This window comes from Pseudanabaena sp. BC1403, assembly GCF_002914585.1.
In the GTDB taxonomy this organism is placed as follows: domain Bacteria; phylum Cyanobacteriota; class Cyanobacteriia; order Pseudanabaenales; family Pseudanabaenaceae; genus Pseudanabaena.
In genome coordinates this window covers 60,661-86,868 of sequence record NZ_PDDM01000025.1, presented here as the reverse complement: position 1 = coordinate 86,868, position 26,208 = coordinate 60,661, and the positions used below count along the sequence as shown (strand labels likewise).

18 protein-coding genes are annotated in these 26,208 nt (G+C 39.7%); 6 read left to right on the top strand and 12 right to left on the bottom strand.

The features are described from left to right. Positions 1-283: 283 nt before the first annotated feature. The 11 genes from CQ839_RS19495 to CQ839_RS19445 form a co-directional block, all read right to left on the bottom strand. A complete protein-coding gene (locus CQ839_RS19495; RefSeq protein WP_103669969.1) occupies positions 284-1,444 on the bottom strand; it encodes a glycosyltransferase in 1,161 nt (386 codons plus the stop codon). A gap of 55 nt (positions 1,445-1,499) precedes the next feature. Then, positions 1,500-2,072, bottom strand: coding sequence for an HAD-IIIA family hydrolase (locus CQ839_RS19490; RefSeq protein WP_103669968.1), 573 nt, complete (start codon positions 2,070-2,072; stop codon positions 1,500-1,502). Between the two features lie 3 nt (positions 2,073-2,075). Continuing rightward, the gene (locus CQ839_RS19485) at positions 2,076-2,642 is read right to left on the bottom strand and encodes an SIS domain-containing protein (protein ID WP_103669967.1); all 567 of its coding nucleotides are present in this window, start codon (positions 2,640-2,642) and stop codon (positions 2,076-2,078) included. Between the two features lie 14 nt (positions 2,643-2,656). Further along, positions 2,657-3,583 carry an NAD-dependent epimerase/dehydratase family protein gene (locus CQ839_RS19480; RefSeq protein ID WP_103669966.1) on the bottom strand — a complete coding sequence of 309 codons (927 nt, stop codon included), beginning with the start codon at positions 3,581-3,583 and terminating at the stop codon, positions 2,657-2,659. Positions 3,584-3,587: 4 nt separating this feature from the next. After that, on the bottom strand, positions 3,588-4,790 hold the full coding sequence (locus tag CQ839_RS19475) for a class I SAM-dependent methyltransferase (protein ID WP_103669965.1): 1,203 nt from the start codon (positions 4,788-4,790) through the stop codon (positions 3,588-3,590). A 181-nt stretch (positions 4,791-4,971) separates the two neighbouring features. Continuing rightward, a complete protein-coding gene (locus CQ839_RS19470; protein WP_103669964.1) occupies positions 4,972-7,962 on the bottom strand; it encodes a glycosyltransferase in 2,991 nt (996 codons plus the stop codon). Between the two features lie 54 nt (positions 7,963-8,016). Next, positions 8,017-8,997: a GHMP kinase gene (locus tag CQ839_RS19465; RefSeq protein ID WP_103669963.1), complete on the bottom strand. Its 981-nt coding sequence runs from the start codon at positions 8,995-8,997 to the stop codon at positions 8,017-8,019. Positions 8,998-9,240: 243 nt separating this feature from the next. Beyond that, positions 9,241-10,173 (bottom strand): NAD(P)-dependent oxidoreductase, encoded by a 933-nt coding sequence (locus CQ839_RS19460; protein ID WP_103669962.1) that lies wholly within the window; start codon positions 10,171-10,173, stop codon positions 9,241-9,243. A gap of 658 nt (positions 10,174-10,831) precedes the next feature. Beyond that, positions 10,832-11,329, bottom strand: a complete 498-nt coding sequence (locus CQ839_RS19455; protein ID WP_374937751.1) for a tyrosine-type recombinase/integrase — start codon at positions 11,327-11,329, stop codon at positions 10,832-10,834. A 130-nt stretch (positions 11,330-11,459) separates the two neighbouring features. Next, positions 11,460-12,638 carry an FAD-binding oxidoreductase gene (locus CQ839_RS19450; protein ID WP_103669960.1) on the bottom strand — a complete coding sequence of 393 codons (1,179 nt, stop codon included), beginning with the start codon at positions 12,636-12,638 and terminating at the stop codon, positions 11,460-11,462. Next, entirely contained in the window at positions 12,631-14,010 is a 1,380-nt protein-coding gene (locus CQ839_RS19445; protein WP_103669959.1) for a glycosyltransferase family 2 protein, read from the bottom strand. The genes CQ839_RS19450 and CQ839_RS19445 overlap by 8 nt, the downstream gene beginning before the upstream one ends. Positions 14,011-14,240: 230 nt before the next feature. Here CQ839_RS19445 and sppA point away from each other — a divergent pair, with 230 nt between their 5' ends. From sppA to CQ839_RS19425, 5 genes are all read left to right on the top strand, one after another. Further along, positions 14,241-15,041, top strand: coding sequence for a signal peptide peptidase SppA (sppA, locus tag CQ839_RS19440; RefSeq protein WP_103669958.1), 801 nt, complete (start codon positions 14,241-14,243; stop codon positions 15,039-15,041). A gap of 169 nt (positions 15,042-15,210) precedes the next feature. Next, positions 15,211-15,825, top strand: a complete 615-nt coding sequence (locus CQ839_RS19435; RefSeq protein ID WP_181016261.1) for a TIGR02281 family clan AA aspartic protease — start codon at positions 15,211-15,213, stop codon at positions 15,823-15,825. A 222-nt stretch (positions 15,826-16,047) separates the two neighbouring features. After that, positions 16,048-16,923: an alpha/beta hydrolase gene (locus CQ839_RS19430; RefSeq protein ID WP_103669956.1), complete on the top strand. Its 876-nt coding sequence runs from the start codon at positions 16,048-16,050 to the stop codon at positions 16,921-16,923. A gap of 29 nt (positions 16,924-16,952) precedes the next feature. Continuing rightward, the gene (locus CQ839_RS25240; protein WP_181016260.1) at positions 16,953-17,096 is read left to right on the top strand and encodes a hypothetical protein; all 144 of its coding nucleotides are present in this window, start codon (positions 16,953-16,955) and stop codon (positions 17,094-17,096) included. A gap of 33 nt (positions 17,097-17,129) precedes the next feature. Then, positions 17,130-20,903 carry a hydantoinase B/oxoprolinase family protein gene (locus tag CQ839_RS19425; RefSeq protein ID WP_181016259.1) on the top strand — a complete coding sequence of 1,258 codons (3,774 nt, stop codon included), beginning with the start codon at positions 17,130-17,132 and terminating at the stop codon, positions 20,901-20,903. Between the two features lie 12 nt (positions 20,904-20,915). Here CQ839_RS19425 and CQ839_RS19420 read toward each other — a convergent pair whose 3' ends face one another. After that, positions 20,916-21,548 carry a Uma2 family endonuclease gene (locus CQ839_RS19420; protein WP_103669955.1) on the bottom strand — a complete coding sequence of 211 codons (633 nt, stop codon included), beginning with the start codon at positions 21,546-21,548 and terminating at the stop codon, positions 20,916-20,918. 252 nt (positions 21,549-21,800) lie between these two features. Between CQ839_RS19420 and CQ839_RS19415 the strand changes: the two genes are divergently transcribed. Next, positions 21,801-26,117 (top strand): hypothetical protein, encoded by a 4,317-nt coding sequence (locus CQ839_RS19415; protein WP_103669954.1) that lies wholly within the window; start codon positions 21,801-21,803, stop codon positions 26,115-26,117. Positions 26,118-26,208: the final 91 nt, after the last annotated feature.

Here is a 26,208-nt window from a genome sequence, read left to right as displayed (position 1 = left end):
GTTTCTGATATCTCCCTCCTGTTTCTATCCTTGCTTTTTTCCTATTCTAATTATTTTGCGCTTCTTTTTGGGAGCGGAATGTGGGTTGGAAGTACCTCGACATACTTAACCTAGAATATTAATCGCTTCGGTCGCTATGAGCTAGACTTGGAAAAACACCCACCCGAGCTAGTCTATGACCTCTGGTCATGAGCAAGATTTCTTTATGTCCACAAAATGTAGGAATCATTGTCGTACACCACCAATGCCCAGTAATCCCAGTTATAAGTTTTTTTGCCTATACTTAATCACTAAAAGAATCACTAGTTAGACTATATATCATTTTTATTTTATTTGCATATCCCTGTAAGCTATGAAATTCTCCATACTCTCTTTGCATACAATTTAACTTTTCTCTGATGTATGAATCTTTTGTAAATCCTACTATTTTATCCATATCACTAATAGGAACTTGCCAATCTATGATTAAATCTTCTAAATGATATTTAGAAAGCTCTGATGCCATCCAAGTATTACTCATAACCACAGGGATCTTCCCTGCTATTACACATTCTGTAAATATACCTGATGTTCTTTCTCGATAATCAAAAGATTTATAGGGCATTAGACAAATATCGCAAGTTAATAGCCACTTTAGATAATCAGATCTTGACAGAATATCTTCAATTAGTTGGACTCTTACTCCACCTGTAACCGCAGGTATTACAGAGCTTTTAGCTGCTAATACACATATTTTATTAGCACTTTTACAAACCGTAGTAGCAAAAAACTTCATAATATCTAGCCCTTTCTCTTCCCTTGGCGAGCCAACCCACCAACATAAGATTTCATTATCTGGCTTAGCAAAAGTATCAGTACTATGTGTAACTTCAGTGTGCGGGATGGGTACTACATTTACTGGCATCTCGAAATAGCTAGATAGCGACTTACTTAAAAGCTCACTATCCGTAATTAATTGAAATTTTTTAGAAGGCAGTAAAAATTTAATTAAATTATTAAGGTATTTATAAAAAAATCGATTTTTTTGATTATGAATATCTCGCCGATAAAGTAACCAAATTGATAAATTTTTTCTAGGTATCAACAATAAAGTTAATATAATTGCTAATAAATGAGGAATGACAAACCTCTCTAAAAAAATTACCACATAGCCTGAATCTGGAATTACTTTCACTTGTAAATACTTTGCTAATCGAGTTGCCCAGTCATAAATATCTTTTATTTTAAAAATTTTGAATATTGTGGAAGTTTGCCATTCAAGATTGTTACTATCAAGGCAGGTGGTCCAGTTAGTTGGTAGTTGATTAATTATGGTATCAGGAGATGTTGCTACTAAATGTTTATATCCAATTAAGCTAGCAGCTTTGCCTACAGTTTGATGATATTCATAAACATGACCTTGACCATTGAGCAAGTCAGGTACAACTGAAACTAGAGTAGGCATTATAGTATTACTATTCGCTTTGTTCATATTCTAGTAACTAGTTAATTCAAGCAACCTAAATTCTTATAATCTCTACTGTTTCTATTAAGCTATTAAAAACAGAAACTAATTCTTGGCGATCCCCAGATAGCATCTTTGCTGTTAATACTCCTCTACCAGTAAGTACAAGTATCGCACTACACCCAGCACTAATAGCACATTCAATATCACTAGGTGCATCCCCTATAAGGAAAGAATGGGAAAGATCAATGCTATATTTCTGTGCTGCTTGAAAAATCATTTTTGGAGATGGTTTTCGACACATACATTGATCGGAAGGGATATGTGGACAAATCAAAAATTCTTTAAAGGTTACTCCAAAAAAACTATATTTTTCAATAATATAATTGTGGATTGAGTTAACCATATCCATAGAGAAATAACCTCGCCCAACACCTGATTGGTTTGTAATTACTATTAATAAATACCCTGCATCTTGCCATTTTTTTAATGCTTCTCCAGCTTTTTGCGGTATTTTTACTTGAGTAGGATGACTTAGGTAAGGAATATAGTTAACGATGACACCATCCCTATCTAAAAATAATGCTTTTGTTAATTGAGTAGAGGAATCATTTTGTATAAAGTTCATAGCTCATATTTCGGGAAATAGTTTAGACTCTACTTGTTCGCAAATACGATGATAGGTAATAACATGAATTTCTTGGACTAATGGTGTATGAGCTACTTCAACAAATAAACTATAATCCGTTAGAGATTGTAAAATACCACCATTATTTCCCGTCATTGCTATGGTTGTTATTCCTAGTTTTTTGGCAGTTTCTAGCGCTAGCGCCACATTTTTAGATTTACCAGAGGTAGAAATTGCCCACAAGATATCCTTTGGTTTGCCTAATGCCTCTAGCTGACGCGAAAAGACTGTCTCAAATTCATGATCGTTAGACCATGCTGTAAGTACCGCAGGGTTTGAGGATAGGGATATCGCTGCCAAACCTTTACGTTCAAGCAAAAAACGACCAATGAATTCGGCTGCAATGTGCTGAGCATCTGCCGCCGAACCACCGTTACCACAGATAAATAATATATTACCATCTTGAAAACATTGAGCAATCAAATCTGTGACTGCATCAATTGATTCACAGTAATCATCAGTAAAAGCTTCTTTAATTTGACTCAGCCTATCTTCAATCCAATAACTCAATATTACCTCCTCAATTAATTTCTTGGCACAAATTGTGGTCTTTGTTCCCGAAACCAATCAATCGTTTTACCTAGCCCTAACTCTAAGGAAGTCAGACTTAAATCTGGAATATAGTGCCTTAATTTTTGGACTTCCAAACATTTAGATTTAGCTCCAACATACCGTTCAGTATCAAACTGGATCAAATCAAAATCATAACCAACATTTTCACAAATTAGTTTGGCAAAATACTTAATTGAAAACTCTTCACCCGCTCCAATATTTATAATTTGGTTGTCAATATTATTTGCTAAATGTATGGAAATATTAACAAAGTCATCAACAAACACAATTTCGCGGCATTGATTGCCGTCTCCCCAAAGAATTACTGTTTCGTCATAGAGTTTAGCCCAAATAATTTTGCGAATTAAATCAAAAATAAAATGCATTTGTCGTCCGTCAGTATGATAGCCGGGACCATAAAGTGTTGAAGGCACTAAGCAAAGATATTTCAAACCATATTGTTTCTGTAATGCTAGATGTCCTGCATACAACATTCGCTTAGTCATTGCATAGGTAAACAAGCTATCTATAGGCATTCCCATTAGATAGTTTTCTTCTGTTAATGGTAATTCTGGAGAGTAGGCACAACTAGTTCCCATACTGATGAGCTTTGCCTGTGGTTGATATTGCTGCCACCAAGAAAGGACGTTAGTATTTATACGTTGATTAACAATCCATTGCTCACCTTGGTGATATAAACAAAAATCACCCGCTTGAGTCCAGGCGGCTAAATGATAAATTTGATCATAGGCAATTTGATTAAATTTCAATAGCGAATTTCCTTGCTGCAAGTCACAGTTTTTAGAGTTTAAGCGATAAACTTTATGACCTAAATTTTCTAAATGAACACATAATGCTGTTCCTAAAAATCCTGTAGCACCAGTAACTAATATTTCCATTGACCTAGACCTCCCGTGGATTGACAGGGAAGTAAAACTCCACACCTTTGTCAATTAGATGCTGATTATTAGCAAGAATCTCCTTTTTGAAGTTCCAAGCTAGAACGTAGTATATATTGGGCAAGCTGGAAACTTCTTTTTCGATAACAATAGGAATGTGCATCCCAGGAGAATATAGGTTGCGGCGCAACTCATTTTTTTCTACTAAACAATCTAGATATTGAGTACCTACGCCAAAGTAATTCAGCATAGTATTTCCTTTTACTGGTGCACCAAAGCCAAAAATTTTCTTGCCGTGTTTTTTAGAAGCTTCCAAATAAGCTAAATTTTCTAGTCTCATCTGTTTGATTCGTTCAGCAAATTTGAGATAGGTGGCAAATTCATTACTTTGTTCATCTATTTCTGCTTTTCGCAAGGATTGTAAGCGATCGCTAACTTGACGCTTGCCCTTGTGAGTAACAAAACCAACAATTGAACCACCATGAATTGGTGCAAGATAGGCATCAAACATTTCTAGCCTATGTCGATTGAGCAGTACTTCAATATTTTTGAGGTTGTAATAAAGTAAATGCTCATGGTAGATCTGATCGAAAGCTAAATTTTCGACAATTCGTTTCATATAAAGAAACTGTACGACAAATACGCCATTGTCTAGAAGTGCTTCACGGATGCCTTCGGTTACAGAGTGTAGTTCTTCAAGATGAAAGAATACCCCTGCGGCATTGATTATATGAAATTTACGGTTAAGTCTCTGAACTAACTCAAGATTGAAGAATTCATTGAGAGTTGTAATTCCTGATTCATTAGCAATTTTTGCAGTGGTTTTTGAAGATTCAACCCCAAGAACTTCATAGCCTAGCTCTTGAAAATGCTTTAGTTGCGTACCATCGTTAGAACCAATATCTAAGACAGATTTAGTTTGTATGTCCAGAAAAAAGCGTTGATCTATATCTTGGGCAACTGTTCTAAAATGATCGCTCAAAGACTTGGTGATACCCGATAAGTAGGTGTGGTTCCCAAACATAATTTCTTTCTTTACGGTGTAGTCTAGCTGGGCTGTTGAGCAGTCATGGCAATATAGCACCCGCAGAGGATAAAATGGTTCTTTACCAATTTCTTCTAACTTCAGAAAATGATTACACCAAGGCTGAGAACCAAGATCTACAGCAAGTTCTAAATTAGTTGAATCACAAACACGACAGTTCATGAATGGTTATATCCTCAGTAAAATAAAATTAAAAAACAAAATTAAATGTAAGGAGCCGACTTAAAGTTGTTAAATTCTAAGATTTGAGATACTCTTCCATTTTTAATTACAAAAGTCTGATCAGAAGTGCCGTTTAAAAATTCAAAATAAATATTTGTTTCACAAGGTTTTGTTAGATCTATTACCAAATCTCTATAGTTTTCTGCAAGCAATTTTGTGTAGCCGTGATATCAGTAAGCCATAGGAATGAATGTTGTTCATGACGATTGTCATTAAAAATTTGATAAACTGGCTCAATTATCAGATTGCTTTGGGATAAGTGAACTTGCTCTAATGTCTTAATAGTTTGCTTTGTATTAAAAAGTTCAAAAGCGATCGCTGTTTTGGATAGTTTAGAGATTAAGTCTAGAGAACGATAAGAGCATAAAAGATCTTTTATGCCAGATAAATAATGCAATACAGGGGATTGAGGTATTCTTTCTTGAAGAAAGCATCCTAAATTATAAGCATACTCAATATCAGTACTCCAATGTCCACAAAATGACTTGCGATATCGCAAGCAAGTATAAAATAAATCTTCTACTTCAGTAGGATCGCGGTTAGCAAAAGCATATTCAACTCCAGCTAATGTTCGATGTAAGTACCAAGCTCGTAAATCTTCGATTTCGGCTCTAGGATGTTGCGTAGTCCGTTCATCTGGATAGTTGCGAAAAACACCTAAGACTTTTGGTATTGCTTTGGTTTTAATAAACGGTAATATCCGCCCCTTAAACTCAGTATCTCCTGCGGCAGTGAATGTTGCATCGTAATATCCAAACCGATCATGAATAGAACGACGATATAGTGCTCCGACCCAAGATAAATAGCAAGTTTCTAAGTAAACTAAGTCCTGTTTATAATCACGTCTATCGTAGGTCATGACATCGTTGACCCACATTCCTTGGCTATCAACATTTGTGACGAGACTGTTTGCCTGTACCCAATCTAAAGTTGGATCTGCATCTAGCTCAGCAGATAAAATTTCAAGGCACTCTGGAGTAATCGTTTCGTCTACGCCTAAAAAAGTTAAGTATGGAGAACGGGAAAGAGATATGCCTCTATTCCAAGCGCTTTGAATGGTTTCACGATTGAAACTTCGCGCAAATATAATAGGTATATTTACAGAATCTATAACTTTTAAATACGCATTGTATTCGTCAGACCTAGAACCACTATCAACTAAGATAATTTCAACTAAACCTGCTTTAATCAGTGTTTGATATTGCAGGGTTTGTAGAAACAGGGGCAGTTTTTTAGATGCGTTGTAGAGCGATACTATAATTGAAACTTTATAGGTCGATTCTTGTCGGCGATCGCTGATAAATTCATATTCCCAATTTGCATTAATTTTGTTGTTTGCTAATGCTTCTTTTAAAAAGGTTTTGGACTTCTCATTACCTAATGCATCATCACCGTACATAGCTTCGGCGGCAAGTGCTTCACGGCTAAATCCACCAGAATTTAATATAGGTACAACTGTTGCTAAATCTCCAAATCGATCGCTTCCTAGCGATCGCATAGCCCTTATGTAGTAAGTAGCAGCAACAATATCATTACCTCGTGCTTTCTCTAATCTGGCAATTTCCCTCCAGATCCGTACCCGATCAACGCTATATTCATTAGCAATTTCCCAACAAGACTTTAATTTTATTGTTAACTTATCCCTACTACCTTCACTTAAAAAGAATATATTTCTATATTTATTTGGTAATGATAAAGATCTTAAGCCTTGGTCAATAATTCTTAGATATTCATAACTATTCTTACTTAAATAAGATAGGATTCTACTTTTTGCAAATTTTTTAGGATCCCTGATTAATGGTTTTATTCTCTTTAGATATTGTTTAATTTTTGTGTTAGCGATTACCTCAATTATAGTTGACTTTAAACTAGGAGTATTCCTCTCTTTGATTAATAGAGAATACCAAGAATCCATAGTTGCAGATATTGAACTGTCAAAGACTGATTTATTTGAATATATTCCTACTATTTCTGATGCAAAAGGTTCTAAAGAAATCTTAGATAAGAATTCCACAAGCTGATAACGGTAGTCATCATAATTGTTTAAAATATCACAAATACTTGAAATACAAGAATAGATATTATTAGTATCAATTGTTATAAAAGGAATATTTGGAAAAGTCTCTCTTAAAAATGTAACAACCCCAGCACCATCACCAATAACTGTTGGGCAACCAGAAAACAAAGACTCGATCGCTGTTAAATTTAGAGTGTCATATTTTGATGGCAAAATAACAACTGATTTAATAGAGAATACCTTTTGGTTAAGTTCATCATGACTCATTGCTGGCAATAATGATATTGCGCCCTTCATTCTGTTGTTAATCATCTTATAGAGAAAAAGTCCAGAGCCAACCTCACTGAGAGCATCAAAACTATCAGAACCAATGATGTTAGCTTTTCCATACATAGATCGAGGAAGCCACCAAGCAATCTCCACAAAAATGTCTGGTCCTTTACGCTTTTCTGTGCGTCCAACAAAGTTGATATTAGGCTTACTATCAGAGGGTTTAGCTAGGTGAGGTGTAGGTAAGGAGATAACAGATAAAGGATTTAAATACAACGAAGGTAAACTACACCCCTTCCTCCATTCTTCTAAATAAGTCTTACTGATGCCATATCGGATATCAGCTACACTATATTGCATCTTTTCTTGTAAAATCAGAGGCTGATCTACTTTTCCTGCATTAAACCAATCCAGTCGAATTGATGTAGATATATTTCCGTGCATTGACAATACAAATTTTCCCACATCTACATTGTGATGTTTGAAAGCAGGACGAAGCATCGTGCCAATCTGCTCATAATCAGGAAAATCTACAACATCAAATCTTTGTCCAGAGACAGAAAAAGCAATGTTATTAGCTCTGACAAATGCTCTATAAATCCACAGCGGTGGTGTTAAGTCATGAAATTGTAAGTAATCTCTAAGATAATATTTCTCTTGAAAAGCAATAGTATGTGCATTAGCTAACTTAGATTCAGAAGCCTGTTCTAAAACCCTAAAATAGTAGAAGCTAATATTGGGATTTTTTAATATTAAATTCCTATAAAATGTTTGCCCGCCACCTATTTTATTGAAAAGGTCAAAATCTACAATAAGAACTTTCATTTGGGTTTATTTATGATTGTAATTTTTAAATAACAGTTTTTAAGTAATCTTAAGCTAGGAGAATATTATTTGTGAGCCTAGAGAATTAGTCTTTATTTCTAGCACATGGTAGTTTGCAAAGACCTTTTGTAGACTACCATGTGTTTCTATTGGTGCAAAAAATAGCATAAAACCACCTGCTCCAGCCCCTAAAAGTTTACCTCCCCAGGCACCAGTATCTCTACCCATTTGATAAACTCTATCAATTTCAGTATTTGATATACATCTGTCAAGGCTTCTCTTGGCAATCCATGCTTGATGTAAAAGTTCACCAAATTCTGAAAGCGATCGATTGGAAGTAAGAATATCCCAACCTTGATCAACCATACTCCTCATTGATTTTAATATTTGAGTATTGTCTGAGACTTTTTGTAACTGCTGGGCGACAATATCAGCAGCCTTACGCTTAATACCTGTAAATACAACAAACAAATGCTTCTCAAACTCTACTAAACGCTGAGGTGATATTGGCACACGGATTACTTGGATATCTTCTTCAGTCTTGAACTCAACCAAATTAAATCCTCCCAAAGCAGCCATCACCTGATCTTGGCATCCGACTTTATCTTTGAGCAAGTGCCGCTCTATATAAATTGCCTCATACGCTAAGTCAATTGGGCGGATAAATTCGCCTTTAAAGCTATGGAGTGCGTGCAATAAAGATACTGTAAAAGATGAAGATGAACCTAGCCCTGTAAATGCAGGTAAGTCAGCTACATGGTGTATTTCTATATCTTTCTCAAGTCCGCAAAACCTTAGACATTCACGATAAATATTATGCTCAATATCATCGATATTGTTAACCAACTCAACTTTGCGATAAGAAATTCGAGTGGAGTAATCAAATAGGTGACTCAAGAAGGAACTAACTGTGACATACGAAAACTTATCAATCGATGTAGCAAGTACCGCTCCGCCATGTTGAAGAAAATATTCAGGATAGTCAGTTCCTCCACCAAAGAAACTAATTCGGACAGGAGCACGAGATATCAACATAAATTTATTAGTCCGCTTATTTTTTTAGTTGAGTACTTTCTATCTCAATGAAGTAAATAGACAACATACTAAACAATACCAAAATTAAAAATGACGGAGACATTTTTAATTTTAAAAACCCTTACTAAATTTAGCTTTTAATTTACAAAAAGTGTAGTCACACTTTTGTGAATTGCTATAAAAGGAAATTAATCACCAATTCTCCTTAAAACTTAAGAGTGATAACACAATTCTGTTTATCAGCTAGACGTTAGAGTAGATGCTGTTGCGCAAGATTGTATAGCCCTTGATTAGTTCTTTGATTCCTCGGCTTAGAGACCATTCTGTTTTGAATCCTGTACTTAAGATCCTTATATTAGAAACTATATAGTCTCTTTTATCTGGATCTTCGCCAATTGGCGCTTCTAAATAAACAAAAGCGGGTAAATGTTTTTTGATTTCAGCACAGAGTTCTAGCTTAGATAGATTGGCATCATCTAGTCCCACGTTATAGGGTTGACCACGCATTTGTTCAAAATTATTAATGCCATGTAAAAACACATTGGCTACATCGCGTATATGAATATAATTACGTTTGAAATGACCTTCAAAAATCAGTACAGCCCTGTCGTGAACAGCTCGATAGACAAAATCGTTAACGAGTAGGTCAGTCCTCATACGCGGCGACATTCCAAAAACTGTTGCTAGTCTGAAAGTAAGACTATTTTCTCGTTCTAATACAACTTTTTCTGCTTCTACCTTAGTCACGCCATAAAGAGAAATAGGTCGTAATGGTGTTTCTTCAGTACATAATTTGCCAGACTCACCAATGCCGTAACCACTGTTAGTGATGGGCATGAGAATTCTTTGATCTTTACTAGCTAAATGGCAAATCATTTTTACAGCATCAAAGTTGGTCGTTTTTGTACCAATCTCATCATTTTTGCAAAGAGGGGCACCCACAAGAGCGGCTAGGGGAATAATTATATCAGCATCCTTTAGGAGATCTTTAATAACTCTCTCATCACGACAGTCACCACGCACAACTTGAAAGCCTTCATATTGACAGCAGTCAGTTAGGCTGTTTTGGCGAAACATAAAGTTATCTAATACAGTAACTTCGTGGCTATTTGCTAGTAGGGTAGGGACAAGAGTTGAGCCAATATAACCTGCTCCTCCTGTAATTAATATTTTCATTAGAACTCTTTTGGATTTAGATGTAGATTTGATTTCTTGCCTAGAACATAATAATTGTTAAGCTGCTGATTAGCCCTATCAATAAAGGCTATAAGCATTAACTAGCAATTTACTGAAAATTTAGTCCAAACACTTACACAGCAATGGGTTTAGTCAAATTAATATTTGAATTTACAAATACCTTCCAGATCATTTTCAATCATGACTTCAAGGCACTGGTAAATAAAATTCATGATAGACGTATTTGCACCTAGTCGATCAGCGTGAAATAGACATTTCAGAATTTATCCCGCATTAGCTGAGCAATTCCCAGAAATAAACAAATACGTTGATCCCGTTTTGACTATCCAGCACCTAAGTACAGGATAAAAATTTAATCGGATTAAAGAAGGCTCCGGGATTGAGGTACGGGTATGGCAACGATTTGTGTAAAACTGTATCATGACAGGCTTAAAAGCAATATATAGCAATACTTTCAGCGATTGATTTGAGAAAGGCGTATGAACCGTTTTACAGCCGATCTGGAATCAACCCTCAGTTTACATAGACAGAGTAATAGATATAGCAATGCAAGCTTTGCTATATCTATTACTCTGTCTATGTAAATTAAACTAAAGCTAAAAAGCAAACAAATAAGCTAGCAAATTATGCTTCACTACTAGCGAACTTGTAGCAACGAAAAAGCAGTTTGTGCAACAACTTCTGCTTGCTCAGAAGTAACTTTTTGATAGCGTAAAGTAGTTTGGATATTTTGATTTCCCAAGAGCGCTCGCAACTCTTCGATACCCATTAAACCAACCCGTTCGGTCGCGAAAGTATGACGAAAATCGTGAATCCGAACACCTTGCAATAAGGGTTCTTTTTGAATGCAATTAAGCCAATAGGTATATATGGTGAGGTAGTTCAAACGGGATACTAGCCCAGTAAAAGGATGTTGAGCCGTAAACAAAGCAGGACAACTATCATGGCGATAATACCTGAGATATTTGTCCAGAACAGCCCCTGCATCATTACTATAAAAACACCATCGTTGTTTATTACCTTTACCAATGACCTGAAACTTGTGATGGATTAAATCAACATCCTCCAGATTTAAGGCCAAAAGCTCTGCAATTCTGGCTCCACTACGATGAAGCAAGTGCTCTAGAGCATTCAGGCGAACATCTGGGGCAATGGAGACTTCTCAAACATGCTCTAAGCCATTTGTGGAGCTAGATCAATTTCATGATCGCTACGACAAACAACTCTAGCAATCAGTTTCTGGATTGAATTATCAAATGCTATCTTTATTCTCCATAGGATAAAAATCTTTGAGGAGAGAGTAAAGGAATGATATCGTCAGGATTGCCTTTTGCATAAGTAGCAAACCTTCTAGATAAAGCTGGGACATAGACAGTTGGGCTGGTAAATCCTGAGAATAGATATAGGTTTTCGTATTCTTTTAATGAACCAACTAGAGGTAAATTATCACTACTAAAAGAGACCAGACAATTTCGCCATTTCCCTTTTAACTCACCAATTTTTGGCAGGATTTTACTCACCTGTTCTCGAATAGCTGCTTCACTTTGAATGGGATCGATCGCAGCATACGGATCAGTCAAAACACGGCTGAGTTGACCAAATCTGATACGGCGATCGCAAAATTGAATTGCCCCTGCATCCACTGAAGGGGGCAACAATTCATGTCCCGCGATATCCCAAATTGAGTCTTGGTCAATATTTGTTGTTGCTCCTTCTAACTGGTAGCGTTTAGTATCAGCAGGCATCACCATCGATCGCAATTCTAGATCAACGGGTTCTGTATCGATAGCTTCGGCATGGGTGTAATAGATTCTAGATCGAATGCCAGATGCTTTAAGTAGAGAGCGTGACATAGCTCCCGCACAAACAACAACTTGACTACTGCGAAACTCTCCCTGCTCTGTAAGCACACCTAATAAGCGATCACCTTCAATTAGCAATCTATCAACTTTTGCATAGATGATTTCACCACCTAACTTTTGGAGTGCTTGTCTATGGGCAGATACAAAACTATCGAGATTAATATGACCGTGAGGAAATAACAGAGCGCCACCGATGCCTTTAGGGTTTAACTGAGGTTCGCGATCGCAAGCTTCTTGAGCATTGAGCAAAGTCGGTGCGATCCAACAATTGTTATATTGCGCGAGAATCTCTTTGGGATCTGCATCTGGTTCAAGCGTCAATAGTAAATCAATCTCACGAAACTCAGTATCCATCCCCAACTCATTAGATAGTTCTCTTTGTCGAGCAATTCCCTCACGACAAAGTTGCTGAGTGACTGGAGTTGAGCCAGCCCAGTATGAGATGCCGCCATAGCCAAGACTGCTACCTCCCTGAAGTTGTTGATGCTGCTCGATCAGCAATACCGAAAAGCCTGCTTTTTGTAATTCATAGCTCAACGATATACCAGTGATGCCGCCACCAATTACAATCCAATCATGCATGGTTTTCTATCTCTTGGAGATCTACATCTTCTAGTATATTGTCACCACCGCCTTGATGCAGGGTTTTCACCCATTTTAAGCGCTTTGGCAGAATGCACATTCTCAGCGTTACGCTGGCAATTACAGGAATCCAATGCAACATATAAATCATGCCTGTAGTTGTTTGCCAAATAGCCGATCTCCATGACATTTGGTAGGAACGTCTAAGTCCGAAAGCCATTGTTACGGAGCTTAATGCAAGAGAAAAGCCCGCGATCGCAGGAAGCATTGGGTTATGTCTCAACACAATTGCCGCGATCGTGTCGGGAATAAAGGCGACTGTCAACAAATATTGATTGATATAAAACAGGGAAGCATCAAAGGTTTTGAGAAATCCCATTTTCCCACTTAGTAGCAGATTCCAATAGTCAAGATAGCGCTGAAAACCTCCCTCTGCCCAGCGATTGCGCTGATGCCATAGTTGTTTTGCTGTAACTACACCTTCTTCTTGTACAGCAGGAGAATTCAGACAGGCAATATCCCATTGACACAAATGCAGACGAATAGTGAGATCAAGATCATCAGTAATAGTTTGTTCGTTCCAGCCACCACAATCTTTAAGAGCTGCAAGGCGTACAAATTGACCATTGCCGCGCAATTCCCCCACGCCCCCAACCCGAATCCGTAAATCCTGCAAACACCAATCAAGAGCCATTTCAGCAGACTGTCCTGCTGTCCACCAGTTCTCTGAGGCATTGGCGATCGCCTTGCGTAGCTGCACCGCACCAATTTTTTGATTTTGGAATATTGGGACTAGCGATCGCAAAACATCAGCAGGTACTTGAGCATCGGCATCAAATACGCCAATGATATCGCCCTTTGTTAAAGCTAGAACTTGATTTAATGCTCCAGACTTACCGCCTTGAGCATCATCCCCACGTCGCAGAGTCTTTAATTGGGGATATTTTTGTTTTAGCAAGTCAAGCACTTCAGAAGTGCGATCGCTGCTATTGTCATCAACGATCCAGACCTCGAAGCGATCGCTAGGGTAGTTGATTTGGCACAAATTTTTAACTAAATTGCCAATTACAGCTTCTTCATTTTTTGCCGATGCTAACAATGAGAAAAATGGTAAATCTTGTGAAGATGTTTGCTCTGAATCTACTTCTACGCCATTGTTGAATTTAGATTCTGGCATGATCGGAGGTAATGGCGGCGCAAATATTAGCCGCAAAGCCTGAATACTGAATAACCCTAACAGCACCCATCGACTCCAAGGGGCAAAATGTAAACCAATCGTCAATCCATAGACAATTGCCATCACAATGATCGTTTTGAGTCTGCGGCGATCGCCCTCTGTCTGAAGGCTGCTACGAAAGTCCGTCTCGTGCATTTGGGGTTTAAATATATTGCGAAATGTTTAGCTTGAATATACTCAGGATACAGCTTTTGATCGTTGGTTTTTAGCAATTCTCAGAACCAAAAAATAGAGTCTTAATCAAGAGATAACAATATTTTTTTGTAGCTTAAGCTACTTTATGGCGGCGGAAATCCAGTGCAGACAATCATTTGTAGTAAGAGCTAGTATGGTAACAGTCAATTTAAACCTAAACTAATAATTTAATGTTCGGCTTTTTAAAACGTAAATTTCGCAAAAAAATCGCGCGTATTGAAATCACAGGAGCGATCGGGTCAGGCACAAGGACTCGCGTACTTGAAGCCCTTGAGTTTGTGGAAGAGCAAAAATTTCCCGCCCTACTACTTCGCATCGATAGCCCTGGGGGAACCGTTGGCGACTCTCAAGAAATTTACGCTGCACTCAAGAGACTACGAGAAAAAGTAAAAGTCGTCGCTAGTTTCGGCAATATTTCCGCCAGTGGTGGCGTATATATCGGCGTTGGTGCAGACTACATAATCTCCAATGCTGGCACAATTACAGGCAGCATCGGCGTAATTTTGCGCGGTAATAATATCGAAAAGTTACTCGACAAAATTGGGGTCTCTTTTAAAGTGATCAAATCTGGCGCTTACAAAGATATTCTCTCCTTCGATCGCGAAATAACTCCCGAAGAAAGAGTGATTCTGCAATCATTAATCGACAGCAGCTACAACCAATTCGTCGAAACCGTTGCCGAAGGTCGTAAACTCAGCCCCGCAACAGTGCGATCGTTTGCCGATGGCAGAGTCTTTACAGGCGAACAAGCTGTTGAACTTGGTTTAGTCGATCGCATTGGCACTGAGGAAGATGCAAGGTGCTATGCTGCCGAACTTGTGGGACTTGACCCTAAAACCACTAAAGTCTTCACGATTAAGCCTCCTAAATCTTTTGTGAGCAAATTTTTGCCTGGAGGATCAGAGAATGCGATCGCGCGCCTCCAGTTTGAAGCAGAAACCAGTGGAATGCCTCTCTGGATGTGGCAATAGCCAATAGATTGGTGGTGCGCGGCTTGCCGCGCACCACCAATCTATTGGCTTTAAGAACACCTATCCTTTTAGTGAAGAGAGAGGAGGTATCTAAGTTCCATAGACCTATTTGCATAGCTAAATAATGGCAAGTGCTACAATACCGAAATTTAGACTAAATAGAGTATGTATGAAATCATTCCAGATCATAATCAATACCATATTATCAAGCTCCATCATTGCCATAGGGATATTTGCGGTGAATTGGGCAAATGATAGTCCAAATGCGATCGCTCAAGATTCTTCTGACTGTTTTATGATTAACTCAAGTGGAAGACGGATTGATTTAAGTAAGTTATGTGGAAGTAGCGATGCTATTAAACCAATTACTCAACCTCCTCAAGCATCTGAAGTTAAGTCTGATCCAAATGGAACGATTAAAATTCGGATCAAGAGATTCAGAAATAAAATACCAACTGTAGACGTGGTTTTTAACGGGAATCATACATATGAGATGATTTTTGATACTGGTGCAAGTCATACATTAATCACTGCTGAAATGGCGAAATCGCTAAGCGTCGTGTCATACAACTATGCTGATTTTAATATTGCGGATGGTAGTAATGTCAGATTTCCTGTTGGCGAAGTAAAGTCTATTGAGATAGGTTCACACAAGATGCAAGTAATGCCTGTTGTAATTGCTGAAAAGGCAGATATTGGATTGCTAGGCAATGATTTTTTTGGACAGTTTGACGTTAAGATTGGGCGATCAGAGATTGAATTAACTCCTCGCAAGTTTTTTTAGATGCTGCTGACATCTCATTCAATTGGATGAACCACAGTACTAGTCATTGAAGCAATTCGTCAAGTTTATGAAAAAGTGCTTTGTGGTAAAATCCCTTATACCAATTCACAAAAGTGTGGCAACACTTTCGTGAATTAAAAACCAAACCCAGTAAGGGTTTTAAAAACACAAAATGGCTACGCCTTTTTGTGTTTTGGTATTAGCCCTGCTTAGTATCTACATATGGCTAATGAATTTAATCTTGGCGGACAGAGAGCTTACTATCATGACGAAGGAGATGAGAGTGGCTACTTTCATACCTATGATGCTTTGCAGTTAGAACGAGGCGATCAGCCCCGTAAAGTACATATTTTTCTGCCTCGCTCCTATGGCAATCATAATCGCTACCCAGTAGTTTATATGAATGATGGTAATACTACTTTCTGGGCTGGCGGATTGAGTCCTTATTCATGGGAAGTACCAATTGTCATCAGCAATTTATACCAACAACAAGAAATTCAGCCTGTAATTATTGTAGCTGTCCATCCACTCAATCGTTCTTACGAATATCTTCATGTTGAAGAGTTCACAACTCCTTTCAAAAAGGAAGGTGGCGGGCTGCCAGAATATTCTAATTATATGGTGCGTTTGAAAGCTTTTATCGACACTAATTACAAGACCATAAGCGATCGCAAGTCTACTACTATTCTTGGTTCATCTCATGGTGGCTTAGCTGCTTTCTATACGGGATGTTTAAATTGCCATCTTTTTGGCAATATTGCCGCGCTCTCTCCATCATTTTGGGCGGGTGGGGTTTTTAACTTGCCTGGTTCTCCTTTACTGCAAACTGTGGGTAAATATCTGCATCAAGACAACCAATTTCGTCCTAATTTGTGGATTGACTGGGGATGCAAACGGTCAGAGGGTTTCCACAATTTTGTGATTGAGCAACAGGCTGCCAGATGGGGACGTAGGATGTCTGAGCTTTTAGAGAGACAATATGGCTATGAACTTGGTAAGGATCTGTTTAAATATGAGGATAAGAAGGGCGGTCATGATGAGAGAGCATGGTCTTATCGTTTGGGATTAGTACTCAAGCAATTTTATAAAACCATGTAGAGAATTTCTGTGAAATGCTATAAATACTGATGACTGATGTTACGTGGATAGAATCATCATCCCTTATCCCTCAGGCTATCGTGTATACGGTAGGGGTGGGTTTAGTTGATAATTCTGTGCTGAAGCAAGAGCTATATGCAAAACCCGCCCCTACTTTAGAAACTTCCACGTAACGTCAGTGATGAGACTTGAATGTTGAGATTAAAATGAGTGATAGTTCAGTAGAAGTGATCCAAGACAACAATAAATGGCAATTCTGGATCGATCGCGGGGGCACATTTACCGATATTGTCGCGCAGAATCCTGCTGGTCAGATTGTCTTGCATAAGTTGCTTTCTGAAAATCCCGATCGCTATGTAGATGCTCCGATTCAGGGGATTAGAGATATTCTTGGGCTTGCGCAGTCTGAGCCGATCCCTGTAGCTGAAATTGCGGCAATCAAGATGGGAACAACTGTGGCGACAAATGCACTTTTAGAACGAAAAGGCGATCGCACAGTTTTATTAATTACGAAAGGATTTCGGGATGCTTTACGGATTGGTTATCAGAACCGCCCGAATATTTTTGCACGACATATTATTTTGCCTGAGATGCTTTATGAGCAGGTGATTGAGGTTGAGGAACGTTATAGTGCTCATGGAGAAGTTCTCATTGCGTTAGATGAGGAATTGGCTTTAAGAGAATTACAAAAAAATTATGATTTGGGGATTAGGGCTTGCGCGATCGTATTAATGCATAGTTATCGATATCCAGACCATGAGCGGCGCTTGGCTGAACTAGCAAAACAAGTTGGATTTACACAAGTTTCGGTATCTCACGAAATTAGTTCCTTAATTAAATTTATAAGTCGAGGTGATACTACCGTAGTCGATGCATATCTATCGCCAATTCTCAGGCGCTATGTAGATCGAGTTAGTGCTGAGCTTGGTAATCTCGACAATAATTCCACAAAACTAATGTTTATGCAGTCCAATGGCGGACTCATCGAAGCAAACTCTTTTCAAGGTAAAAACAGCATTCTCTCTGGCCCCGCAGGTGGGATTGTCGGAGCAGTTCAAACCAGTCTAAAAGCAGGTTTTGATAAAATTATTAGCTTTGATATGGGCGGAACTTCTACGGATGTTGCACATTACGCAGGCAGCTATGAGCGATCGCTATCTACGGAGGTCGCTGGGGTAAGGCTCAGCACGCCAATGATGGCGATTCATACGGTAGCGGCAGGTGGTGGCTCGTTATTGTTTTTTGATGGCGCAAGATATCGTGTTGGTCCCGAATCAGCAGGAGCTTTTCCTGGACCTGCTTGTTATCGCAATGGCGGTGCGTTGGCGGTGACTGACTGTAATGTGATGTTAGGAAAGTTACATCCCGATTTCTTCCCGAAAGTATTTGGGAAGAATGGAGATTTACCACTTGAGCGCGAAATAGTAATTCAAAAGTTTACAGAATTAGCACAATCCATAGGTCAAGCCACAGGTCAAGAAGTTTTACCCGAAGCCGTCGCTCAAGGTTTCTTAGAGATTGCTGTCGAAAAAATGGCGATGGCAATCAAAAAAATATCAGTGCAACGTGGTTATGATGTAACCGAATATGTGTTGTGCTGCTTTGGGGGTGCGGGTGGACAACATGCCTGCGCGATCGCAGATGTCTTGGGAATGACACAAGTTTTTATTCATCCTTATGCAGGAGTATTGTCAGCCTATGGGATTGGTTTGGCAGATGTTCGCACTATTCGCGATCGCTCAGTTGAGTCAGAGCTTAGTTTGGAGTTGCTTGCAGAATTAGAAATGATTGCTCTAGATCTAAGTGAGGATGCGAAAAATGAGATTTTACATGGTAATAGTGAAGAGGGTTTACAAATCGAGACAGCTTTACGTTTGCGCTACGCAGGTACTGATTCGTCACTAACTATTGCGATCGCTGATCCTTTGAGTTTCTATTCTCAAGAAATCTTAGACTTTTTGCAAACTAGTTTTGCTGCTTTACATAAAGAGCGTTATGGATTTGTGTTTTCAGATAAAGCGTTGATCGTTGAGGCGATTGCAGTAGAGGCAATTCTTTCAAGGAAAAAGGAAAAAGGAAAAAGGAAAAAGGAGCATGTTCGGGTGGGGCGAGGACAGGCGATCGCTTCTGCGCGGGTGTATATGGGCGGACAGTGGCTGGAAACGCCTATATATAGGCGTGAGGATTTGCGGGTGGGCGATCGCATTGTTGGAGCGGCGTTAATTATTGATGCGACGGGGACTAATGCGATCGAGCCAAATTGGGAAGCGGAATTAACGGATGATGATTGTTTGATATTGAGGCGTACCCCCCTAGCCCCCCTTGAAAGGGGGGGAGAAGAATTTCTTCAAGTCTCTTTTTCAAGGAGGGGAGAAGAAGGAATTCTTCAAGTCCCCCTTCCCAAGGGGGATTCAGGTGGTTCTCCTGATCCTATTAAGCTGGAGATTTTTAATAATCTCTTCCAATCGATCGCAGAACAGATGGGTTTTACGCTGCAAAATACTAGCGCTAGCGTTAATATTCGCGAGCGATTAGATTTCTCTTGCGCGATCTTTGATCGCGAGGGTGAGCTAGTTGCCAATGCGCCGCATATTCCTGTGCATCTTGGCTCGATGGGTGAGAGTGTGAAAGCATTGATCCGCGATCGCGGCGATCGTATATTTCTTGGTGATGTCTTTGCCACTAATAACCCTTACAACGGCGGCACACATTTGCCCGATATCACGGTAATTACGCCAGTTTTTATTGGAGATAGTGAAAAGCCTACTTTCTATGTCGCGTCACGGGGACATCATGCGGATATTGGTGGAATCACTCCTGGGTCGATGCCTTCAAATAGTACCAGTATTGAAGAAGAAGGAATCTTATTTGATAATTTTCAGCTCGTGGAAAGTGGACGCTTTTGTGAAGCTGAAACTCTGGCTTTACTGACTGCTAGTCAATATCCAGCTCGTAATCCTGTTCAAAATATTGCTGACTTGCAAGCCCAAATTGCGGCGAATGCTTGTGGGGCAAAAGAACTTCAGCGGATGGTTGCCCATTATGGAGTTGCAACTGCTCAATCCTATATGGGGCATGTGCGGAATAATGCTGAACTTGCTATTCGTAAAGCGATCGCAAGTTTAGGAAAGGAAAAAGGAAAAGGGAAAAAGGAAAAATATGAACAGAAGTTCGTTTATCCTATTGATAATGGTAGTCAGATTGTGGTGTCGGTTAGTTTGAATGCTGAGGATAGAACCGCAAAGATTGACTTTACAGGCACTTCAGCGCAGCTTCCGAATAACTTCAATGCGCCGCTTGCTGTTTGTAAGGCAGTTGTACTATATGTTTTTCGGACTCTTGTTGATGATGAGATTCCGCTTAATGCTGGTTGCCTTGTCCCTCTGGAAATAATTGTGCCTGAAGGTTCGATGCTCAATCCTATTTATCCTGCGGCTGTGGTGGCGGGAAATGTCGAGACTTCTCAGGCGATCGCAAATGCTCTATATGGAGCGCTTGGTGTGATGGCAGCCTCGCAAGGCACGATGAATAACTTTACTTTTGGTAGCGATCGCTATCAGTACTATGAAACGATATGTGGTGGATCTGGTGCGGGAATTGATTTTGACGGTACTGATGCGATCCAAACTCATATGACTAATTCGCGATTGACCGATCCCGAAATTCTGGAATGGCGGTTTCCTGTTCTTTTGGAAGAGTTTGCAATCAGAGCGAACAGTGGTGGCAATGGAAGGCATCAGGGTGGAAATGGCGTAACTCGTCGTATTAAGTTTCTCGAACCAATGACAGCGGCAATTTTGTCTAGTAGTCGAGTCATTCCTCCCTTTGGTCTAAATGGTGGGGAATCAGCCGCAACTGGACATAATTATGTAATTAGGAATAATGGAGAAATTACCGATTTACCAAGTACTGCCACAGTACAAATGGAAGTAGGTGATACCTTTGTGATTGAAACTCCTGGTGGTGGTGGTTATGGATAATTGCTAATTGTTCTAACTAGCGATTCCTGCCTGTAATGTTTTGAGAACTGCCGACATATCGTTTTGCAAAATTGCATTTACATTTAGCCACAAACCCTCAAATTCTCGACTACGGATAATTTCTGAATCATCAGGTTCTAATTTCTGATATTCGCCATTTTCTAAAACAAACCAATCGATTTGACGATCTAAGGTCCGCCAGACAATGTATTCTTTTACGCCATTGCGTTCGTAGATACGTTTTTTGCTGTACAGGTCATAGGATACAGTACTGGCGGCAATTTCGGCAATGAGTTCAGGCGCTCCAGTAATGTAGCCATCAGCATCGATTTGAGCATTGCCACCAATACGGAATAAAACAGCATCAGGTTGAGGTTCGTTGTCATCATCAAGGCGGACTGTTGGCTCGACACCAACTTCTAGCCCAGTCACCATTGATTGATAAGTAACTAACCAGCCAATGATTTGACTATGGGGTTTACCATGAGATGTAAAGCGTAGAGGCGAAGCCACATGTACAATTCCTTCGATTAGTTCTGCTTTTTTGATATTAGATGCAGTATAGCGCCGCTCAAATTCTTCTCGACCAAGCCGATCGCCATTTTCGAGAATAGTTACTGGTGATGGAGAGTTCGCAATAACCATAGCTGTTTAGAGATGATGCTTTTACATATTTTAACAGGAAATATCTGATGATGAGCCTTGTTCCACTCAATTCGCCATTAAGTCTTTTACAGCAATTATCGATCTAACGAACCACAAAATATTTTTTGAAAGTTTTGCGAAGCAAAACTTTCAAAAAATATCTCGGTTTGGGTTTAAGTGCAAAGCACTATAGGCATACTAATAATTTTTTGGTACTTAGCATTTAGTAATTTTCAACTGAACATATAATGAATGCGATCTCTGAATTTTGACTTGGAGCGATCGCCTATGCAAGCCAACCCCGTGCAGTATTTGCGCCTAGATCTGGAAATTTCAGTTCCCTATAGTGTCGTCCTTGATGGACTAGATGCTTGGTTTGAGTGGGGATTAATTTCTGAGGTCGATTTTAAATGGCGCAATGGTCGAAGTACGGCAAATCGTCTGACGATTGTGGCATTTCAAAATGATCAGATTCTCCAAGGTCTGGACTTGTGGTTAGAGCTAGGCTTAATTACTCAAAGGTCAGTCAAGCTAATTGGTGAAACTCGCTTTGTTTGCGAAATCAAAGCAACAGCGGCTGAGTCAGTACTTTCCAGATTGACCGCTAATAGTTTTGAAAATTCAGAAACAACTTTGCAATCTGCGAATATTTCTGGCTCTAGATTGCCGCGATCGCGTGTTGTCGAAATACCCGCAAAAGTCAAAGCCCCACAAGAGCCAAGCAAAGTTGCGCAAACAGTGCGATCTCTGCTTTCTGAATTCAGCACCATGTGGTTGCTATTTTTAGGCGTGTTTCTGGTTGTGGTTTCATCGGGGTTGCTCGCCGCTAGTCAATGGGATAATTTTTCGCCACAAATACAATATTTATTGCTACTTGCCTATACCCTTGGCTTTTTTGGCGTGGGTTTCTGGACAAGTAAAAACGATCGCTTGCGGATGACCACTCGTGCTTTGCAATTGGTGACATTGCTGCTAGTGCCAGCTAATTTTTGGGCAATGGATGGCTTAGGTTTATTAAAAAATCCTGCGGGAATTGGGATCAGTGCGATCGCAGGTTGTTTACTTTCAGCGATCGCCGTTTTTCTATTAGAAACATCTTTTGTCTTTCGAGAATCCCAGATTTTATCTGAAGGTTCTTTAACTGATTCGTCAACGAATAAACTGCGAAAACGTCCAAAAAGGCAACTTAGCCAAATCTCAATTTTGGCAATTTTATTTCTGGGTTGGCTACATCTTGGCTGGTTCTTATCACCATACTATCCATTAATCGCCGTCTATCTAGGCATCATTGCCATTGCCATCTCCACCTTTCTCAATCGCCGCCAAAGTTTAAATACTGCCGACAGTTCGACATTTCCACTAGCGCTGATTACGGGAGCTTACAGTACCGTATTGATCATTAGTCGGGCGCTTTTATTTGGGAATGTTTCCGTTTTTAAATTAGGCTTAGCTTTTGGAGTTTGCGGATGGGTTTTAGTCCAAATTACTAACAAAGCCGAAAAGTTGCGATCGCCTTCTGAAGCATCAAGTTTAACCACAACAAATCCATCAGCAATTACATTTCAGTCTAATTTAGGTCAAATCCTCCTCGGTTTAGGTTGGCTGGTATCAGTTTGGGACAAATATCCTTGGCAGACTTTTACGATTAGTTTATTGATTGCATGGATGCTTTGCGATCGCTTAGTTAAACGCGAAGAATCAAGTGATTTAACTTACTTATTCTTTTGGGGATTACAAATTCTTTGGTTAGTTCAAAGGCTAATTCCTGATGCTTGGAAAGGGGATTTCACTCAGCAATTATTAACGTTATTCCAAACTCAAGCTGAAATAAATTTGGTTGGAATTTTATTGTTTCCCTATTTGATTATCACTTTAGTGATCTCTGCAATTTATCGCGATCGCCAAAAGTATCATTTAGCAAATACAGGTGAATTACTAGCTTTAGGATTTGGAGTTTTACTCACCATTATTAGCGTTGGCTATCCGTCCACCATATTTGTCAACTTATCACTTTCAGCGGTGACACTATTCATTGTCCAAGCAAGGCGATCGCCTACTAGCAAAGACTTGCATAGTCTGGTTTATTTCACCCATATCGTTACTCTAGGTGCGATCGTTTCAGGCATATATTTCTTCACTCGCTCCACAGCTATCTTTGCATGGGCTGGGTTTCTCTTAGTCACGATGTTAGTTGAATGGAGTGGTGTTTTGGTGATTGGGAAGCTGAGCCTGCGTCCCCAAGAAGAAAATCTTCATCTACAGGCATGGCGTGATAGCGCATGGCATATAGGCGCGAGCTTAGCAGCGCTCAGCTATATCTTGCTGTGGAGTTCTTCTGTGGCAGGACGAAATCTTGTTGGTAACAATTTAGTTAATAACAGCGAATTATTAGTTGCCTCAGGCTACTGGGGTATAGCTTGGCTATCTGTTCCAATCTCTCTTACTTTTTTAGGGACTTGGCGCGAATTTGCCGATCGCGATTTGGCGATTAAACTGAGCATTGCGGGACTAGCGATCGCGCAATTTTTAACATGGAATGGCGATGGTTCACGGGTGATTGGATTGGGTATTGCCTTTGCTCTGATGCTGGTTAATACTCGTCGTAGCAAATCGCTCCTAACCACCTTCAACACAGTTGGTTATGGGTTACTGTTTATCGCCTCGTTACTTTGGCAATTCAAATTTGGAGATGGATATGTTGCTCAGTTAACCTTTGGCATTAATGGCGCAGTTGTCAGCGTATTACTGTTATATGTTCTCAATCATTGGCTCAAATACCGTCGCGATCGCCATGTTGCTAACCTCAATTTACCTTTAAATCAATCCTATTCCCAAGCTTTTGATATCTGGGCAGCGATTCTCTCCACGGCATTACTGCTTCTGCAAACATCTCAAGCAGCACTTGTTTTTGGCTTTAATCAAAACGATCAATTATTTGTCAATCTTTTGCCCAGTACAGTTTTAGTCACTTTAGGACTAGTTTATAGGATTTGGCAGGATACAGGCAAATCACCTTTTTGGACTGAATGGGGAATCGCATGGAGTGTTGAACTTCTCACATCAGGCGCAGTTGTGATCAGCAATGGCTCAGCAATTGAGCTAGCGATCGCCAATATTGCGCTTGGATTCGTAACGCAGCTATGCGGCGATTGGTGGATGAAACGCTCAGGCAAAGATGAATATCCTCGCAGTTGGGATATTATTCCATTAATTTATGGGGTAATGGGTTCACTGTTAAGGATTGGCAATTTTAGCAGTCTCACAGGTTTATTTTCACTGAGTACATCGCTGATCGGCATCGGCATCGGACGCAGAGCTTCTCAATCTAATCCCATTTTTAAAGCGCTTACCTATCTCTCGATGGTTGTAGCTACTTTTTCGGCATATGAACTGCTTTTCTATCAAATGCTCTCTAGTCCTCAAGGTGGGAGCCTTGGCGATGGCTTAGTTGTTCTTGCGGTATTAGGTTGCGCGATCGCCTATGCCTACCAGCTATTCGCTAACTGGATCGCCCCATATTTACGACTCTCATATAGAGAGATTGGCATTTCGGCGCATTTACATTGGACTGCAAGCGCAATCTTTCTACTATTAGGAAGCTTCTTAAATCCTGCCACAACTAGCGGTGTCCTCGGTGGCGGTGTTGCGATCGCATTGGCTGCCTATGCGATCGCGCAGGGCAAGAGATCAGATTCAATTCCTCTTGGCAAGAGGGATTTAGGGGGATCAGAACTATGGATTTATACAGGGCTAACTACATCTATTGGCGCGATCGCCTATTTCATTTTCTTCGCATTCCCAAATCCTTGGTTGATTAATAACGTGGTTCAACCCTACGCCGCCGCGATCGCCTGTATCCTTGCGGCGATAATCTATCAACCACCTTGGGAAGATTGGGGCTGGGAAGAACGACCTTGGCATAATTCCGCTTTCGCGTTGCCATTGATTTTTACGTTTATGACTCAAAGTGCGATCGCCATCCCATGTCTAGTCATCGTCGGAATTTTCTATGCTATCTATGCCAAAGTCCAAGACCAAATCCGCGCCACTTACATCACTGTTTTTCTATGGGATTGGGCAATTTTTCAGAATGTATCACAGAGTCTCAATGAATTTTCCAGTTTCAAATTTTTGATCAATATTTGTGTGATTGGCTTCACTGGACTATATTTTGCTCAAGTCGAACCAAACCTGCGATCGCCTCGTACTAAAGCTCTACGCCATGCTTTTAGAAGCCTTTTAAGTGGTGGCATGGGACTAATTGCCTTTGTTTATTCCTTTACTAATCCCAGCATTGCGCTTTCAACTTGGGGATTAAGTGCTGCCTTCATCATTGCAGGGCTGGCATTCCGAGTCCGAGCCTATCTCTTTATGGGAACGTTCACTTTTATTTTGCTAGTGATCTCCCAAGCCGTAACTTTAGTCACCCAATATTCTTTCTTGATGTGGGCGCTTGGTATATTTGCGGGGATTGGGTTTATTCTGGTTGCCGCTAATTTTGAAGTGCGACGCGATCGCATTCTGGCGCTATTTCGTAATGTGGCGATCGAGATGGAATCATGGGAATAAATAAAGCATAATAACAATCCTCAAAATGTCGTTGCCATTTTGAGGATTGTTATACCAATTCACAAAAGTGTGACAACACTTCTGGGAATTA

Bases quoted from the DNA above. Each gene is read 5' to 3' on its own strand.
- CQ839_RS19460 (WP_103669962.1), bottom strand. From the start codon at position 10,173: ATGAAAATATTAATTACAGGAGGAGCAGGTTATATTGGCTCAACTCTT.
- CQ839_RS19465 (WP_103669963.1), bottom strand. From the start codon at position 8,997: ATGTTGATATCTCGTGCTCCTGTCCGAATTAGTTTCTTTGGTGGAGGA.
- CQ839_RS19430 (WP_103669956.1), top strand. From the start codon at position 16,048: ATGGCTAATGAATTTAATCTTGGCGGACAGAGAGCTTACTATCATGAC.
- CQ839_RS25240 (WP_181016260.1), top strand. From the start codon at position 16,953: ATGACTGATGTTACGTGGATAGAATCATCATCCCTTATCCCTCAGGCT.
- CQ839_RS19415 (WP_103669954.1), top strand. From the start codon at position 21,801: ATGCGATCTCTGAATTTTGACTTGGAGCGATCGCCTATGCAAGCCAAC.
- CQ839_RS19470 (WP_103669964.1), bottom strand. From the start codon at position 7,962: ATGAAAGTTCTTATTGTAGATTTTGACCTTTTCAATAAAATAGGTGGC.
- CQ839_RS19420 (WP_103669955.1), bottom strand. From the start codon at position 21,548: ATGGTTATTGCGAACTCTCCATCACCAGTAACTATTCTCGAAAATGGC.
- CQ839_RS19445 (WP_103669959.1), bottom strand. From the start codon at position 14,010: ATGCACGAGACGGACTTTCGTAGCAGCCTTCAGACAGAGGGCGATCGC.
- CQ839_RS19490 (WP_103669968.1), bottom strand. From the start codon at position 2,072: ATGAACTTTATACAAAATGATTCCTCTACTCAATTAACAAAAGCATTA.
- CQ839_RS19450 (WP_103669960.1), bottom strand. From the start codon at position 12,638: ATGCATGATTGGATTGTAATTGGTGGCGGCATCACTGGTATATCGTTG.
- CQ839_RS19475 (WP_103669965.1), bottom strand. From the start codon at position 4,790: ATGAACTGTCGTGTTTGTGATTCAACTAATTTAGAACTTGCTGTAGAT.
- CQ839_RS19435 (WP_181016261.1), top strand. From the start codon at position 15,211: ATGAAATCATTCCAGATCATAATCAATACCATATTATCAAGCTCCATC.
- CQ839_RS19425 (WP_181016259.1), top strand. From the start codon at position 17,130: ATGAGTGATAGTTCAGTAGAAGTGATCCAAGACAACAATAAATGGCAA.
- sppA (WP_103669958.1), top strand. From the start codon at position 14,241: ATGTTCGGCTTTTTAAAACGTAAATTTCGCAAAAAAATCGCGCGTATT.
- CQ839_RS19480 (WP_103669966.1), bottom strand. From the start codon at position 3,583: ATGGAAATATTAGTTACTGGTGCTACAGGATTTTTAGGAACAGCATTA.
- CQ839_RS19495 (WP_103669969.1), bottom strand. From the start codon at position 1,444: ATGCCTACTCTAGTTTCAGTTGTACCTGACTTGCTCAATGGTCAAGGT.